The 17,444-nt window shown below is 75.7% G+C and carries 2 protein-coding genes (1 of these 2 running past the window's edge); both read right to left on the bottom strand.

Going from position 1 to position 17,444, the window contains the following annotated elements:
* Positions 1–4,058, bottom strand: the 5' portion of a protein-coding gene (locus tag ACIPXC_RS27320; protein ID WP_401623476.1) for an amino acid adenylation domain-containing protein. 625 nt of this gene lie to the left of the window's left edge; 4,058 of the gene's 4,683 nt are visible here — the first part of the coding sequence; it begins with the start codon at positions 4,056–4,058; the stop codon falls past the left edge of the window.
* Positions 4,055–17,413 carry an SDR family NAD(P)-dependent oxidoreductase gene (locus ACIPXC_RS27315; protein WP_401623474.1) on the bottom strand — a complete coding sequence of 4,453 codons (13,359 nt, stop codon included), beginning with the start codon at positions 17,411–17,413 and terminating at the stop codon, positions 4,055–4,057. The genes ACIPXC_RS27320 and ACIPXC_RS27315 overlap by 4 nt, the downstream gene beginning before the upstream one ends.
* Positions 17,414–17,444 lie beyond the last annotated feature (31 nt).

The raw sequence follows: 17,444 nt of genomic DNA, 5'->3' as shown, positions 1-17,444 counted from the left end.
CGCTCGTCGAAGGTCTTGCAGCGGCCGTCGGGGCTGAGCATCCCGGCGCGCCGCAGGCCGGTGAACCCGTGCGGGGACAGCAGGAGGTTGGCTCCGCCGGCCAGGGCCATGTCGCAGTCCCCCTGCTGGAGGGCGCGGGCCGCGCGGTGCACGGCGACGAGCGAGCTGGAGCAGGCCGTGTCGAAAACGGCGCTGGGGCCGTGCAGGTCGAACACGTAGGAGATGCGGTTGGCCGCGATCGAGGGGACGTTGCCGATCAGGAAGTGGTCGCCCATCTCCGGTGAGCCGGGGCCGAGCAGGCTCAGGTAGTCCGTGCCGCTGAGTCCGACGAACACCCCCGTGCGGCTGCCGGCGAGCGCGCCCGGGACCTGGCCGGAATCGAGCACGGCCTCGTGCGCGGCGTGCAGCAGCAGGCGCTGCTGGGGGTCCATCTGCGCCGCTTCCCGGGGGGAGATGCGGAAGAGCGCCGCGTCGAAGGCGTCCACGTCCTCGACGAAGGAGCCGCGCAGGCCCTGCGGGAACACCCGTGCGGAGAAGCCCCGCTCCATGGGGTACGGCCGGGTGAGGTCGCGTCCGGCGGCGAGGTGCTGCCAGAACTCCTCCAGGCCCGAGGAGGAGGGCAGCCGTCCGCCGATGCCCACGACGGCCACCGGCGCGAATCCGGGCTGCGCGGGGGCCGCCGCGGCCACCGGCTCGGACGTGGTCCGGGAGGCGGTCCGGCGGTCCGCCGTGGCGAACGCCTCGGGGTGGGCCGCGCTCAGGTGGGCGGCCAGCGAGGTGAGGTCCGGGCGTGCGTAGAAGACGGTCGGGCGCACCGTGACGCCGAACCGCTCGCGCAGCGCCACCGCGAGGCGGGTGAAGCCGATCGAGTCGAAGCCCACCTCGCCCAGCGGCCGGTCGAGCGGGATCTCCTCCACGGGCAGCCCGGCGACGGCCGCCGCGCTGTGGCGCAGCCGCTCCGCGAGGTCTCCGTTCCCGGCCGGCCGGGGCCGCCGGTCCGCTTCCCCGTCCCGTTCGGCGGGGCGGTCCCCGTGTCCGAAGCGGTGTACGAGTTCCTCGATCGGCAGGCGCATCAGCGGACCGGTGTCCACCTTGGCGTTGGGGGTCAGGGGGAAGCGCGCGAGCGCGACCGTGCGGGAGGGGACCATGTACGCGGGCAGCCAGGCCCGGATCCCCCCGACCGCGGCCTCCGCAGCCTCCGGGGCGGCCAGGACGAAGGCCACCAGACGCGGCTGCCCGGGCAGGTCCTCGCGTACGGCCACCCGGACGTCGCCGATGCCGTCGGCGGCACCAGCCGCTCCGGCGCGCCGGACGGCGGCCTCGATCTCGCCGAGTTCGATGCGGTGGCCGCGCAGCTTGACCTGCCGGTCGGCGCGCCCGAGCAGCACCATGTCCCCGTCGGCCGACCAGCGGGCGAGATCGCCCGTGCGGTAGAGCCGTTCCCCGGTCGCCGGGTCGTGCACGAAGCGTTCGGCGGTCAGCTCCGGCTTGCCCCGGTAGCCGCGGGCGACGCCGTCGCCGCCGATGAGCAGTTCGCCGACCGCGCCGAAGGGCACGGGGGCGCCGTCGGGACCGGCGGTGCGGAAGGTGGTGTTGGCGAGCGGGGTGCCCACGGTGACGGGTCCGCCCCGCCGGATCCGCTGGGCGGAGGACCAGATGGTCGTCTCGGTCGGCCCGTACATGTTCCACAGCTCGTCGCACCGGTCCAGCAGCCGGTCGGCGAGTTCGGCGGTGAGCGCCTCCCCGCCGCACAGCAGCCTGCGCACGCGTCCGGTCCAGCCGACGTGCAGCAGCATCTCCCAGGTGGCCGGGGTGGCCTGGACGACCGTCGCGCCGGCTACGCCGATGAGGTCGGCCAGCGCGAACCCGTCCCGGACCACGTCCTCGGACGCGATGTGGACGGTGGCGCCCCGGGTCAGCGGGAGCAGCAGTTCCAGACCCGAGATGTCGAACCCGGCGGTGGTCACCGCCAGCAGGATGTCGTCCTCGGAGCAGCCGGGCCGCTCGGCCGTCGCGGCCAGCAGGTTGACCAGGTTGCCGTGGCAGACCTCTACGCCCTTGGGCTCGCCCGTGGATCCGGAGGTGTAGAGGACGTACGCGAGGTCGTCGTCGCGGCGGGCGACCGGGGCGACGGTCTGCGCCTCGGGCTCCAGGCCGGTCAGGGGGACCCGCACGCCGGGTGCGTCCTCGGGCAGCCGGTCGGCCAGGTGCGGATCGACGATCACGGCGGCCGGTGCCGCGTCGGCGGTGATGTGGGCAAGCCGGGCCGCCGGGAACTCCGGGTCGAGGGGGACGTAGGCGGCCCCCGCGGCCTGGACGGCGAGCAGGGAGACGACCAGCGCGGCCCGGCGGGCGACGAGGACGCCCACGACGTCGCCCCGGCGTACACCGTGCTCGGTGAGGATCCGGGTGAGGGCGTGCACCTGTCCGGCGAGTTCCCCGTAGGTCAGCGAGCCGGTCGCGTCGACGAGGGCGGTGCGCCCGGGGGCGCGGCGGGCGCGGGCGAGCACCAGGTCGGCGGCGGTGACGTCGCGCGGCCGTTCGGTGCGCGTGGCGTTGGCCCGCTCGACCGTGCGCCGTTCGGCGGGGGTGGCGGGGTCGAGGTCCCCGAGGCGTACGGAGGGGTCGGCCGTCACCGTGTCCAGCAGCAGCCGGTAGTGCTCGGCCAGCCGCTCGACGGTGGAGCGGTCGAAGCGCTCCGGGTCGTACTTGAGGTAAAGGAGCACGCCGGTGTCGCGCACGACCACCTCGGCGACGAGGTCGTTCTCGCCTTCCTGGGTCAGGTCGAGCGCGTCGCGGAAGACGGTCTGACCGGCCGCCATGTCCTGGTCGCCGCCGACTCCCTGCTGCATGTAGAAGCCGATGTCGAAGCCGGCCGCGGTGCCGGTCGCCCGGCGCAGGTCGTCGACGACGGAGGCGAAGGGGTACGCGCTGTGCTCCTCGGCCTCCGCCATCCGGGCTCCGACGGCGGCCGTGAGCTCGCCGAAGCTGTGGCCGGGGTCGCAGTCCACACGCAGGACCACCGGGTTGATCAGGTAGCCGACGGTGCGGTCGAAGCGCTGCGCGGGACGGCCGTCGGTCGGCACCATCACGCTGAGGTCGCGGTGCCCCGAGTGGCGGTGCAGCAGCGCGAGGAACGCGCCGAGCACAACACTGAAGGGCGTCAGCCCGCCCGCACGGGCGGTGTCCTGGACGGCCGCCCAGGTGGAGTGCGGGAGCCGCAACTGCACCATCTCGCCGCCGGTGTGCGAGGCGGATCCGGTGCGCCGGCGATCGGCGAGCGCGTCCAGGACCGGCGCCGTGGAAGCACCGGTCAGCCGGTCGAGCCACCAGCTCCGGTGCTCCTGCGTCTCGGGGGCGGCGAGCATGGTCCGCTGCCACTCCACGAACTCGGCGTAGGAGGCGGCGTGTTCGACCGGCGGCAGCTCCCGTCCCCCGGCGAGCGCGTCGTGGCAGGCGACGATGTCGCGCAGCAGCAGGTGGCTGGAGACCCCGTCGGTGATCAGGTGGTGGAACACCAGGAGCAGCAGGGTGGCGCCGCCGGGGGCGGCGACGAGCCACATCCGGTACAGCGGGTCCTGCTCCAGGTCGAACGGGCGGCGCACCAGATTGCGCACGCGGGCGGCGAACTCCCCGTCGGTCACGTGGCCGAGGTCCAGGCGGGCGACCTCCGGGGCGCGGCCGGTGACCTCCTGTACCGGCCCCGTGGCGTCCAGGCGTACGGAGACGCCCAGTTCCGGGTGCCTGTGCACCATCGCGGCCAGCGCCTCGACGAGCCGGTCCTCCTCCACGTCCTGCCCGAGCCACAGGCCCAGCGGCAGGTTGTAGGAGACGGTCTGCGGATCGTCGGCGTGCAGGGCCCACAGCGCGGCCTGCCCGCGGCTGAGCGGGTACGGCCCGGAGGGCGCCTTCGGGACGGCGGCCGCCGGCGGGGCCGGGGCGGGTGCGGCGGCCGGTGCGGTCGGGTCGACCAGGCCCCGTACCAGCAGTTCGGCCACTTCGTCGGACAGCTTGCCGGCGGCGATCGCCGCCAGCAGTTCACGCAGGTCGGTGCTCATCGGCCCGCCCCTCCCTCGAGTACGGCCAGCGCGTCGTCCACGCGGACGGTTCCGTCGCGCAGCCCGGCCAGCAGAGCGGCCACCTGGTCCGCGGCCGGTGCGGCGGCGGGGGCGGGGCCCGGCTCCCGGTCCTGCGTCAGCCTTCGGGTCTGCTGCTGTGTCTGCTGCTGCTGTGTCTGCTGCGGTATCTGCTCCTGGGGCGCGGGCAGTGGCCCGTACGCCTCGAACACGGCCCGGGCCACCGCCCGTACCGTCTGGGCCACCCCGAACATCCGGGTCGGCACCTCCACCCGGTAGTCCGCGCCGAGGCGACGGCTCAGCCGGCGCAGGCCCAGCGAGTCCACTCCCGCGTCCGACAGCGCCCGGTCCAGGGGCAGGCGCTCGGGCCGCATGCCCAGGTGCGCCGCGAGGAGCCCGCGTACGTGCGTACGGACGGCACCCTCGGCGTCGTCTCCGGCGGGAGCCCCGGCCTCGGCCGGCCGAGCGGGGTCAGGTGTCCCCACGTCGGCGGCTGTTCGCGCCGCAGCCACGACTGCGGTCGCGGTCTCCGATCCGGTACGGGTCTGTGGCGCGGCCTCGGCCGCGGTGTCGGCCGCGGTGTCGGCCGCGGCGTCGGCGACCAGGCCCGACTCGGCCGCCTGGAGGGCGTCGAAGCGGGCTCCGGGCGTGAGCCAGTAGCTCTCCCGGGCGAAGGGGTAGGTCGGTGCGGGCACCCGCCGGGGCGCCGTTCCCGGCCACAGCTCCGCCCAGTCGATCGGGGCGCCCCCGACCCACAGCCGGGCGACCTTGTCCAGCCGGCCCGCGTCCACCACGGCCCGCAGGTACCGGCCGCCCTCGGGGCCGTCCAGCAGCAGGGCGGTGGTGGCGTCCTTGCCGTCCCCGGCGAAGACGCCCGGGACCGGTCCGCCGGCCTGCCACGCCTCCAGGGCGGCCACCAGCGCTCGCGGCGAGTCGGCGACGACCGCGAGACGCTCGGGGAAGGCTTCCCGGCCGGTGCTCAGCGTGTGGGCCAGGGCCGCCGGGTCCACGTCCTCGTGGTCCGCGGCCCAACGGGCCAGGCGCGCGGCGTAGTCGCGCAGCCGCTCCGGGGTCTTCGCCGACAGGACGAACAGCCGCTCCCCCGCCGTCGGGAGCACCTGCGCCTCCCGGTACTCCTCCACCACCAGGTGCGCGTTGACCCCGCCGAGGCCGAAGGAGCTCACTCCCGCCCTCAGCGGTGCCTCGGCCCCGTCGGCCGTGCGGCCCCGGTTCCAGGGCTCGTTCCCGGACGGCAGGCGCAACGGGCTGCCGTCGAGACGCAGGTGCGGGTTGAGCTTCTCCAGGTGGACGTTGCCGGGGATCGACCCGTGGCGCATCGCGAGCAGCGCCTTGATCAGGCCCGTGACGCCCGCGGCCGCCTCCAGGTGGCCGGTGTTGGTCTTCACCGCGCCCAGCACCACGTGCGGCCGCCCGGGTGCCGCGCCGTGATCGGCGTACAGCTCCCCGAAGGCCGACTTCAGGCCCTCGACCTCGACGGGGTCGCCGAGTTCGGTGCCGGTGCCGTGCGTCTCGACGTAGCCGACGGTCCGCGGGTCCACACCGGCGCGGCGGTGGGCCTTGACGATGCAGGCGGCCTGCGCGTCCGGGTTCGGGGCGGTCAGCGAGTTGGTGCGGCCTCCGTGGTTGACGGCGCTGCCCCGCAGGACGGCGTGGATGACGTCGCCGTCGGCGATCGCCGTTTCGAGGCGCTTGAGCACCACCACGCCCACGCCCTCGGCACGGACGATGCCGTTGGCGCGCGCGTCGAAGGTACGGCAGCGGCCGTCCGGGCTCAGCATGTCGGCCTGGCTCATGTCCACGAACAGCGTCGGGGAGGCGATGACGTTCACGCCGCCCGCCAGCGCGACCTCGCAGTCGCCGCCGCGGATCGCCTCGGCCGCCCGGTGGACGGCGACGAGCGAGGAGGAGCAGGCTGTGTCGATGGTCTCGCTGGGGCCGTGCAGGTCCAGCAGGTACGACACCCGGTTGGACATGATCGCGTGGGCCCTGCCCACCGTGCTGTAGCCGTCGAGCGGGACGCCCAGGGCGTGCTGGAGTTCGAAGTAGTCGTAGGTGCTGCTGCCGATGAAGACGCCCGTGTCGGTGCCGGCGAGCGCGGACGGCCGGATGCCGGCGTTCTCGATCGCGCTCCAGGCCGCCTCCAGCACGAGCCGGTGCTGCGGGTCCATCGCCACGGCCTCGTGGGGGGAGATGCCGAAGAACTGCGGGTCGAACAGGTCGACCCGGGGCAGGAACCCTCCCCACTTCGCCGTGGTGCGGAACTCGCCGGGCGTCGGTTCCCCGTGCAGGCGGCGCCAGTCCCAGCGGTCGGCCGGGATCTCGTCGACGAGGTCGTCGCCCGCCGTCAGGTGCTCCCAGAACTCGTCCAGGTCGTTCGAGCCGGGGAGCATCCCGGCCATGCCGACGATGGCGACGGCGACGGGCTCGCCGGTGACGGGCGCCGGGGCGGCGGCCCGAACGGAGGCGGCCGGGAGGGACTCTGCGGCCACGGCCTGCGCGCGGGCCGGTTCGGACGCGCGGGGCGGCTCGGCTGCCGGGGCCCGGTCGGGCGCCGGGGCGTCGTCGGATGCCACGGATCCGTCGGATGCCGTGGCCCCGGGCGCTGCGTCCGCGCTCCCGTGCGCCGCGAGAGCGGCTCCGTGGTGCTGGAGGATCTTGCCGATCAGGTCGTCGGCGGTGGCCACGCCGAAGAAGGTGGCCGGGGTCAGGTCGAGGTCCCAGCGCGCGTTCATCCGCGAGCTCAGCCTCGTGTACGTGATCGAGTCGAAGCCGAACCGGCTGAGCAGGTCGTCCGGCGCGAGTTCCTCGGGCCGGATGCCGGCCACCTCGCGCAGGACGGCCAGAATCTCGTCGGCCGCTGCGGCGCGCCAGGAGGACCCGGCCTCGGACGAGACCGCGGTCGCGGTCGCGGTCGCGGGCTGCTGCCGTACGTCCGCGCCGGCCGCCGGGACACCGATCCGGCCGAGGAACTCGTCCGTGCCCGAGACCACTGCCACCTGAACCTCCTGTCGGCCGAGCACCCGGCTCAGCGCTTCGAATCCCGCCTCCGGCGAGAGCGGGTGGACCCCTGCCGCGGCCAGCCGGCCCCGGTGCCGCTCGGTGAGGGCCGAGCCGGCCCAGGCGCCCCAGTTCACGACGCGGACGGGGTAGGGGAGCCGCGCGGCGAGCGCGCGGCCGATGGCGTCCTGGGCGGTGCACCCGGCCGCGTAGGCCGCCTGGCCGGGGTTGCCGAGGAAGGACTGCACCGAGGAGAACAGCGCCAGGAAGTCCGGCCGCCGGTCGCCCAGCGCCTCGGCGAGGGCCTCGGTGGTGCGGCTCTTCGCCGCCATGCCGCGCAGGAACCACTCCTCGTCCATGGCCGCCAGCGACCGGTCGCTCGGCACGGTCACCGAATGCAGGACGCCGTGGACGACGCCCACCCGGTCGAGCACGGCGCGCAGCCGGCCCGGTTCGCAGGCGTCCGCCCGGTGGACCTCCACCCGGGTGCCCGAGGGGTCGAGGGCCCTGATCCGGGCCGCCCGGTCCCCGTCCGGCGCGGAGCGCCCGACGAGGACGACCCGGGCGCGGTGGCGCCGTACGAGCTGCTCGGCGATGTCCAGACCGACGTCGCCGGTCCCGCCGACGATCACGTACGTACCGCCCTCGCGCAGGACGGGCGCGGCCCCGGCGGTCGCGTCGACGGGCCGGAGCACCTCGCGGTACCAACGGCCGGCGTGCAAGGCGTAGTCACCGGGGGCGGCGACGGGGACCGCCGTCGGGTCCTCGGCGCCGATGTCGACGGTGGCCACCCGCCAGCGCTCGCACTCGCTGCGCACCGACCGGGCGAGGCCCAGGGCCGCGGCCGACGCCGGGTCGGTCGCGGCGCGGGTCACGACGGTCAGCGCCAGCTCGCCGCCCGCTCCGGGGCGCGCCTGGAGGTGGTGGACGATCCGGAAGAGGTCGAGGACCCCGCGCTCGCCCTCTACCACGGCGTGGACCGCGACGGGGGTCGGCAGGGACTCCAGCGGCGCCGCGCCGATCCGGTGGACCTCGGCCCCCGGCAGCTCGGCGGGGCCGAGCACCCAGACCGGGCCGGTGACCGGGCCGCGCAGGGCCACGTCGGCGACGGGCTGCCGGCGTAGGGCGTACGCACCTGCCGAAACCGGTACCGGGACCGCAGGCGCCGACGCGGGGGCCGTGCTCGCCGGGGCCGTGCTTGCCGGAACCGGGGCCGCTGCCGCCGGGGCGGCGTTCGCCCGGTCGGCGTCCGCCCCCGGACCGGCGGGCGCCGCGGGGGCGACCCAGCAGCGGCGGCGTTCGAACGGGTAGGTGGGCAGCGGGATCGAGACCCCGCCCGCCGGCCAGTCGACCGCCTCTCCGGCCACCCAGCGGTCGGCGTCCGCCCCGCCCGCGGGCCGGGCCAGTGCGGGGTGGTCGGCGCCGTCGGCGGCGGCCTTCAGGGCGGCGACGAGCGTGGACCGGTCGGCGGCGGTGACCGCGAGCCGCTCGGCCATGGCGTCGCGGCCGTGCTGGAGGGTGTGGGCCACGTCGGCCAGTTCCGGTGTCCGGTCGGCCCGTTCGACGGCCGCGAGCAGTGCGGTCGCGTACCGGCGCAGGGCCTGCGGGGTGCGGGCGGACAGCGGGAACACCCAGGGCCCGTGCGGCCGCCGCGCCTCGGGCGCGGCTCCGGCCTCCTCCAGGACGACGTGGGCGTTGACGCCTCCGTAGCCGAAGGAGCTGACGCCCGCGCGGCGCGGCCCGGCGGCCGGCGGCGGCCAGGCCCGCGCCGAACGGAGCAGCTCGAAGGGGCTGCCGTCGAGGCGCAGGTGCGGGTTCTGTTCCCGCAGTCCGGCCAGCGGCGGCTGCACGCCGTGCTCCATCGCGAGGAGCACCTTGATCACACCGGCGGCGCCGGCGGCGGATTCCAGGTGGCCGATGTTGGCCTTGACCGCGCCGATGGCGCAGTACGGCTCGGCCGGCGGGGGCGTGCCCCGGCGGCTCAGCAGTTCGTCGAAGGCCAGCCGCAGGCCGTTGATCTCCACCGGGTCGCCGAGCTCCGTGCCGGTGCCGTGCGTCTCCAGGTACCCCAGGGTGGCCGGGTCGGTTCCGGCACGCTCGTGGGCCCGGACGATCATCGCCGCCTGGGCGGCCGGGTTGGGGGCGGTCAGGGACCGGGCCCGGCCCCCGTGGTTGACGGCGCTGCCGCGCAGCCAGGCCCGGACCTGACGGCCCCGGGCCCGCTCGGCGCGGGCCAGCACCACGAAGCCGTAGCCCTCGCCGCGCACGAAGCCGTCCGCGCGGGCGTCGAAGGTCCAGCACCGTCCGGTCGGGCTCAGCATGCCCGTGCTGCTGAGGAGGACGTGGTTGTGCGGGGACAGCACCAGGTTGATCCCGCCGGCCACGGCGATGTCGCACTCGCCCGAGCGGATGGACTCGGCGGCCCGGTGGATGGCGACCAGGGAGCTGGAGCAGCCGGTGTTGACCGGTTCGCTCGGCCCGTGCAGGTCGAGCTGGTAGGAGACCCGGTTGGCCAGGATGGAGTGGGCGGTGGCGGTGGCGGCGTGCGCGTCGACCTGCAGGCCTGCGGCCTCGCGGATCTCGTCGTAGTCGCTCGATCCCGCCCCGACGAACAGTCCTACGTCGGTTCCCGCGAGGCTGCCCGGCGCCAGGCCGGCGTCCTCCAGTGCCGTCCAGACCCCTTCCAGCACCAGCCGCTGCTGGGGGTCCATGCCCTCGGCCTCGTGCGGGGAGATGCCGAAGAAGAGGGGGTCGAAGCGGTCGACGTCGTGGACGAAGCCGCCGCGGCTCGCGTGTACGCCCTCCGGGAGCGCGTCGCGGTCCCAGCGGTCCGCGGGGACGTCGGTGACCAGGTCGTCCCCCTCCACCAGGTGGTCCCAGAACTCGCCGAGGTCGGCGCTGCCGGGCATCCGTCCGCTCATGCCGATGACGGCGATCGCCTCCGGGCCGGCGGGGTGCGCGGCCGAGGTCGTGGTGGGCCGGTCCTCCGGGGCCCGGGCGGCGGGCGGCGCGGCGGCGGGCAGCGTCCTGCGGTGGTCGCGTGCGAGGCGGTCGGCGAGGGCCCGCAGGGTGGGGGTCTCGTAGAAGAGCGCGGGCGTCACGTCCAGGTCGAAGGTCTCGTTGAGCCGGCTGGCGAGGAGGCTGTAACTGACCGAGTCGAAGCCGTAGTCCCCGATCTGCCGGTCGAGGTCGAGTTCGCCGACGGGGATGCCGGCGGCGTCCGAGGTCAGGTCCAGCAGCGTGTCGGTGAAGGCGGCCGTGACGACCCCTGCGGCCTGTTCGGCTGCTGTGGCCGGGGCGGTTCCGGTGGACTGCGTGGTCCCCGTCGCCCGCGTGCCGGCGGGTGCGGTGATGCCGGCCGCCGCCCTGGCCACCAGGACGTGCTGGAAGTTGCGGGTGGTCCGGGCGGAGTCCGGTGAGGCCGTCACCGCGTCGTACCCGGCCTCGCCGAGCACTCCGGTCCAGCCGGGAACGTCCAGCAGCGGGGAGCCGGGCAGGCGCAGGCCGGTGTCACCGTGGGCCCACCAGCCGTCGAACAGCCCGTAGGTGAGCGTGCCGGAGAGGGTGACCGTCGTCAGCTCGTTGAGGAGCAGTTCGCCTCCGGTGCGCAGGACCCGTCGCAGGTGGCGCAGGGCACGGCCGACGTCCGAGGTGGCGTGGAGGACGTTGGCGCCGACCACGAGGTCGAAGCCGCCCTCGTCGAAACCCTGGCCGACGGGGTCGGTGTCCAGGTCGAGGCGCTTGAACCGGAGGAAGGGGTACCGGGCGCCGAACTCCTGCCTGCCGTGGGCGAGGAAGGTCACCGAAAGGTCCGTGTACCAGTACTCGAGTCGGCCGCCGTACGGTGCGAGGGCGCTCAGGAGTCCGGCGGAGGTGCCGCCGGTGCCCGATCCGACCTCCAGGATGCGCACGGTGGCGCCGGCGGGCAGGCCGGCGAGGCGTTCCTCCACGTACGCGACGAGGCGGCGGGTGAGCAGGCCGTTGTAGAGGTCGCTGATGGGATTGCCGCGGTACACGCGTTCCATGAGCGAGGTGCCGGAGGAGGGGAACAGCAGGTCGGTGGCGAGGAGTTCGCCCCGGAGCAGCTCCGGGTAACGCTCCAGGCACAGGGCCAGCAGCCGTACGAAGACGGCGGACTCGGGGTGCGCGTCGGCGAGGGCGGCGAGCTGTCCGAGGTGTCCGCCGGCACGGGCGCCGGCCAGGGCGTGCGGGGTCGGGCGCAGGCGTCCGGCGTCGGCCGTGAGCAGGCCGCCCTCCACGAGCGCGTCGAGCACGGTGCGCAGCAGGCGTTCGTACCGGGGGGTGACGCCCACCCGGCGCAGGACCTCGTCCGCGTCGGGGTCGGGTCCGTGCCAGGTTCCCAGGTCGTCGAGCAGGGCGAGCAGGGCCCCGCCCGCGATGCGGGTCATCTGTCGGTCGAGCGCGTGGAAGTCCTCCACCACGCGCAGGTCGGCGGCGTTCGGCCGCCCGCTGGTGGGCGTCACGTCGGTGCTCTCCGTTTTCCTGTTCGCTGCCATGCGCGCGCGCAGGGCCTCGGTGCCGGGCACGACGACGCTCTGGGGCGCCGGCCGCCGGAGCGTCTCGACGAGCGCGGCGAAGCCCGCCCGGGGTGTGATGGACCGGAAGCCGGCCGCGGTCAGGCGGTCCCGGTGGGTGTCGTCGGCCACCGCCCCGACGGTGCCCCAGAAGCCCCAGTCGACGGCGCGCACCGGGTAGGGCAGGCGGGCGTCGAGCGCATGGGCGTAGGCGTCGAGGAAGGTGGAGCCGGCGGCGTAGTTGGCCAGGCCGGGGTCGCCGAGGAAGGACTGGGCGGAGGAGAAGAACACCAGGAAGTCCGGGTTCCGTCCGCGCAGGGCGTCGGTCAGGGCCGCGGCGACGCCGGACTTGGCGGCCAGGCTCTGTGCGAGGTCCGTGTCCGTGAGGTCACGTACCAGCCGGTCGCGCCGCACCAGGGCCGCGTGGACGACGCCGTGCACCGGGCCCGCCTCGTCGAGTACGGCCGCCAGCCGGCCCGGGTCGGTGGCATCGGCGCGGGCGTAGCGGATCCGGTCCCCGAGGTCGGGGTCGGCGAGCTCGCTGCGGCCGACGAGCACCACGTGGGCGTCCCAGTCCTCGACGAGGCGGCGGGCGATGGCCAGGCCGATGCCCCGGGCGCCTCCGACGATCACGTAGGTGCCGCCGCGGCGCAGCGGGACGGGCCCGGCGGCGGCCGGGGCGGGGCGCAGGACCTGGGCGTGGCGGACGGTTCCGGTGTACGCGACGCGGGTTCCCCGGGGCTCGGGCGCCAGGAGGGCGGCGGACGCGTGGGCGGGGTCGAGGTCGACGCAGGCGACGGACCAGCCACGGTGCTCGTTCTCCATGACCCGGGCGAAGCCGGTGATCCCGGCGGCGTAGGGGTCGGTGACGGAGCGTCCGGGCGGGGCGGCGGCGCCGGTGGTGACGATCACCCAGTCCAGGGTGTGCGCACGGGACCAGGCCCGGGCGTACGGGGCGAGTGCCTTCACGCCCGCGGCCTCGGCGCGCGCGACGCGCGCGACCTCGTCCACGGTGGTGTCGGTGGGCCCGGTCAGGACGTAGACCAGACGGGGTGTCACCCGCAGCGGTGTGCCCAGTTCGGCGAGAACGGCGTCCTCGTGGCGGGCGGCCAGTTCGCGGGCCAGGTCCGCGCGGGCGGGGGCGTGGAGCACCACGACCGCACCGTCCGGGGCCGGCGTCGCGGTGGGCGCCGGGACGGCCTCCCAGGTGGGGACGTCCAGCGGGAGTGTCTCGGCGCGGGGCTCGGCAGCGGCCCCGGCGGACGGAAGGGCGCTCTGCCGGGGGGCCGGTACGTCGACCCAGCACCGCACGCGGGCGAACGGGTACTGCGGCAGCTCCACCTTGCGGGGCCGCCGGTCGCGGTGCAGGGCGCGCCAGTCGGGTGCCGCGCCCTCCGCCCAGCCGGCCGCCCACGCGGACGGGTCGGCCGGGAGCGGGTCCGCGGCAGGCGGGGCGCCGGCGGGGCGCTGCCCGGTGACGGTGCCCCGGTGGAGGCCCGGCGCCGGCGAGCCGGCGAGGAAGGCGTGGAGGGCGGTACGAAGTCCGGCCGTGTCGGAGGCGACCACGGCGAGCCGCTCCTCCAGCGGCTCCCGGCCGATCTGCGTGGTGTACGCGATGTCGGCCAGCGCGGCCTCCGGTCCGGCGCCCGCCGAGACGGCCTCGGCGAGACCGGCGAGGGTGGAGCGGGCGTCGACGTGCGGGGCCCGTCCCGGGAACCGGTCGGCGAGGACCCGCGCGAGCCTGCGCAGGTCGGCGACGTCCAGGCCGAGTTCGTCGAGCTCGGCCTCCGGGTCGGCGCCGGCGAGACCGGCCGCTTCGGCCACGTCGGCCAGCGCGTCGAGCGGGTCGCCCGCCGTCGGCTCCGCGTACCGCTCGGCGAGCTCGCGCAGCGCCTGCGGGGTGCGGGCGGAGAGCAGTACCACCTGCGGTCCGGGGGTGGCGGGGCCCTCGGTGGCCGGCGTCTGCTGCTGGAACTCCTCGACGATGACGTGGGCGTTGGACCCGCCCGCGCCGAACGCGCTGATTCCGGCGCGGCGCGGGCCGCCGGCGGCTCCGGCGGGCCACGGCTCGCTCTCGCGCTGGACGCGCAGGCCCGCGGTGTCCCAGTCGATGCTCGTGTTGGCCGGGTCGGCGTGCAGGGAGGGGACCAGGGTGCGGTGGCGGAGCTGAAGGAGGATCTTGGTGAGCCCGGCGATGCCCGCGGCCGACTCCAGGTGTCCGATGCCGGACTTCACCGATCCGAGCCGGCTCCGCGCGTCGCCGTAGGCCTGGGAGAGGGCCGTGATCTCGATGGGGTCGCCGAGGGAGGTGCCGGTGCCGTGCGCCTCGATGTAGCCGACGGAGGCGGGGTCCACGCCGGCCCTGCCGAGGGCCCGGCGCACCACGTCGGCCTGGGCCGCGGGGTTCGGGACGAAGAAGCCCCCGGCGCGCCCGCCGTGGTTGACGGCGCTGCCCTTGATCACCGCGAGGACCCGGTCGCCGTCCTCCAGGGCGCGGGCGAGCGGCTTGAGCACGACGACCCCGACGCCCTCGCCGGGTACGTAGCCGTCCCCGCCGGCGCCGAAGGCGCGGCACCGGCCGTCGGAGGAGACGAATCCGACCTGGCTCAGGTGCAGGTACTTGTACGGGTGGACGATCAGGTTCACGCCGCCCGCCAGCGCCAGCTCGCTGTCCCCGGACCGCAGGCTCTCGCAGGCGAGGTGCAGTGCGGTCAGGGACGAGGAGCACATGGTGTCGAGGGCCAGGCTGGGGCCGCGCAGGTCGAGGAAGGCGGAGACGCGGTTGGCGACGGCGGAGGAGAAGGAGGTCGGCAGTACGGGCAGCCGGTCCTCGGCGCCCAGGCCGAGCATCTGGTACTGGTTGAACATCACTCCGGCGAAGACGCCCACCATGCGGCCGGCCACGTCGGCGCGGGTGAGGCCCGCGGACTCCAGGGCGTGCCAGGAGGTCTGGAGGAACAGCCGCTCCTGCGGGTCCATCCCCGCGGCCTCGCGCGGGGTGATCCGGAAGAAGCCGGGGTCGAACTCGTCGATTCCCTCCAGGAATCCGCCCCACTTGCTGTACGAGTGTCCGGGCGTGCGGTCGGGCCGGTAGAACCCGTCCGAGGTCCAGCGTTCCGCCGGGATCTCGGTGACGCAGTCCCGCCCGGCGCTCAGGTTGCTCCAGAACCGGTCGAGGTCCTCGGCCATGGGGTAGCGGCCGGCGACGCCGATCACTGCGATGTCCCGGTCCTCGTCCTGCGGTGCGCCGTGGTTCACCCCGGGCCGCGGGGCGGCAGGGGCCTCGGTGGGGGTGGTGCCGGTGGGGACGGCGTCGGCGGGGGTGAGGCCCAGGGCTTCGCGGGCCCGTTCCGGGTCTCCGTGGAGCACGACCAGCTCGGTGCCGGACAGGGCGAGGGCCCGCTCGAACACGTCCAGGCCGGCCGTGGTCGGCAGCGGGGCCTGGCCCTGCCGGGCGAACAGGGCCTCGGCGGCGGCGTCCGTGCGCATGCCGCCCTCGGCCCACAGCGGCCAGGCGAGGGAGAGCAGTCCGCGGTCGCGGGCGTAGGCGTCCAGGAAGGCGTTCGCGGCCGCGTAGTCGCTCTGCCCCGCGTTGCCGGCGACACCGGTCACCGAGGAGAAGAGGGCGAAGAAGTCGAGGTCCAGGTGGCGGGTCGCCTCGTCCAGCAGCACGGCTCCGCGCACCTTGGGCGCGAGGACCGCCGCCAGGTCCGTGGCGGGCTTGGTGGTGAACAGGCCGTCGCGCAGGACGCCGGCCGCGTGGACGACGCCGTCCAGCCGGCCGTGCCGTTCGAGGATGCCGCCGATCAGGGCGTCGACCTCGGCGGGCACCGTGATGTCGGCGCGGACGTAGGGGCCCTCCGCTCCCGGGCGCGGTGTGCGTCCCACGAGGACGGCAGTGGCTCCGCGCGCGGCCATCCGGGCGGCGAGTTCCCGGCCGATGCCGCCCGCGCCGCCGGTGATCAGGTAGACGCCTCCGGGCCGGAGGGGCACGGCGGGGCCGGGGTCGGCGTCGCGGTAGCGGCGGACGTGGCGGCCGCCGGGGGTGTGCCGTACCCAGGGCTCCCCGTGGTCCGCGAACTCCGCGAGCAGGGCGTCCGGATCGGCGGGGCCCTCGCACTCGACGGCGGTGATCGCCAGGCGCGGCTGCTCCAGGCGCACCGTGCGGGCCAGTCCGGCCACGGCGGCGGCGACGGGGGCCGGGCCCGCGTGCACGACGGGGACCGGACGGTCGGTGAGGGCCTGGGCGAGGGCGAGCACCTCGCCGCAGGCGGACCGTACGGCCTCGGGGAGGTCGGCGGTGTCATGGTCCGCGACGTGCAGGACCGCTTCCGGGGCCGTGCCGAGGTCGGCGAGGTCGGCCAGGAGCAGCCTCAGGTCCCCGGTCTCAAAGGGGCGCAGCTCGTAGGTGCGGGGGGCGATCCGGCGGAAGGCGGGACCGCGCCGGACGGTGATCTGGTCGGTCCGCACCCGCTGGTCGCCGATGACCAGAAGGGGTCCGGCGGCCGGTGCGAGGGGGCGCGGTGCCGCCTGCCACAGGCCGGTCAGGCAGTGGGTCCGGGCGGGGGTGGCCGCCGCCGGGGCGGGGGTGGCCGGGCCGGCGGGCCGTTCGGCGGGCAGCAGTCCGGTGAGGTGGGCGGCGACCGCGTCGACGGTCGGGTACTCGAACAGCAGGGTCGGGTAGAGCGTGATGTCCCAGTGCTCCTCGAACAGTCTTACGAGGGTGAGGAGTTGGGAGGAGTCCAGGCCGAGGTCGTAGAAGCCCCGGTCGCCCTCCACCACCAGTGCGGGGTTGCCGACCGCCCGGCGGACCAGCTCGACCACCTCGGCCCGGATGTCCACCGGTCCGGCATCGGCGCTGGCCGGGGCCGCGGGGCCCTCCGGTTGCGCGGGGCCGGCCGGGGCCGCGGCGCGCGGGGCCGGCTCCGTCCGCTCGACGGCGAGCCGGGTGATCGCCGCGGCGGAGCGGACCCGCTTGAAGGTCAGGTCCGTGAACCGGGCGGCCGGCGCGCCCGACCCGTCGCGCAGTTCGATGTCGGCCTTCACCACGTCGTCACCGGCGCCTTCCCCCGCCGGGTGCATGCGCAGGTCGACGGTGCAGGCGTCCCCGAGGGTGCGGGCGGCGCGGAAGGAGCCGATGTGCAGGGGTATGAGGGGGCGCCCGTCCGCGTCCGCGCCGTCGAAAGCGAGCGCGTACGACTGCATGGTCGAGCCGTCGAGCAGGGCCGGGTGCAGCAGGAAGTCGCCCACCGTGCTCCGTGCCTCGTCACCGAGCGCGATCTCGGCACGCACCCGGTCCGCCGTGGCCCGCAGGGTTCCCGCGCAGCGCATGAACGCCCGGTGCTCGATGCCGGCCGACCGGCCGGTGGCGTAGACCTCGCCGACGTCCCGCGGCGTGCCGGACGGCTGGGGTCCGGGGGCGCCGGCCAGCGGGGGCAGGTCCGTGCGCAGGGTGGCCCGGAGGTGGGTGGTCACGCCGTCGTCGACGGGCACTCCGTCGCGGATCCGGCGGCTGGTCGCCGTCACCCGGAAGACGGCGCCGTCGGGTGTGATGTCGACGGTCAGCTCACGGTCGAACGAGTCCGTGGTGACCACCGGCTCGACGAACAGCACGTCGCTCAACTCGGTGCGGTCCAGGGGGACGTCGCGGGCGGCGAGCAGCCGGTAGACGATGTCGAGGAAGGTGACACCCGGCAGGGTGCGCACCCCGTGCACCCGGTGGTCGTCGACAATCGGGTTGTCCCGCTTCAGGTGCAGGGCACAGCGAACGGACCTTCGGTCCACGTGTTCTCTCCTGGTGGTCGGCGATGCGGGG

This window comes from Streptomyces sp. NPDC090021, assembly GCF_044748225.1.
Lineage (GTDB): Bacteria > Actinomycetota > Actinomycetes > Streptomycetales > Streptomycetaceae > Streptomyces.
The sequence above is the reverse complement of the archived record's forward strand: the minus strand, read 5'-3'. Positions and strand labels throughout refer to the sequence as shown.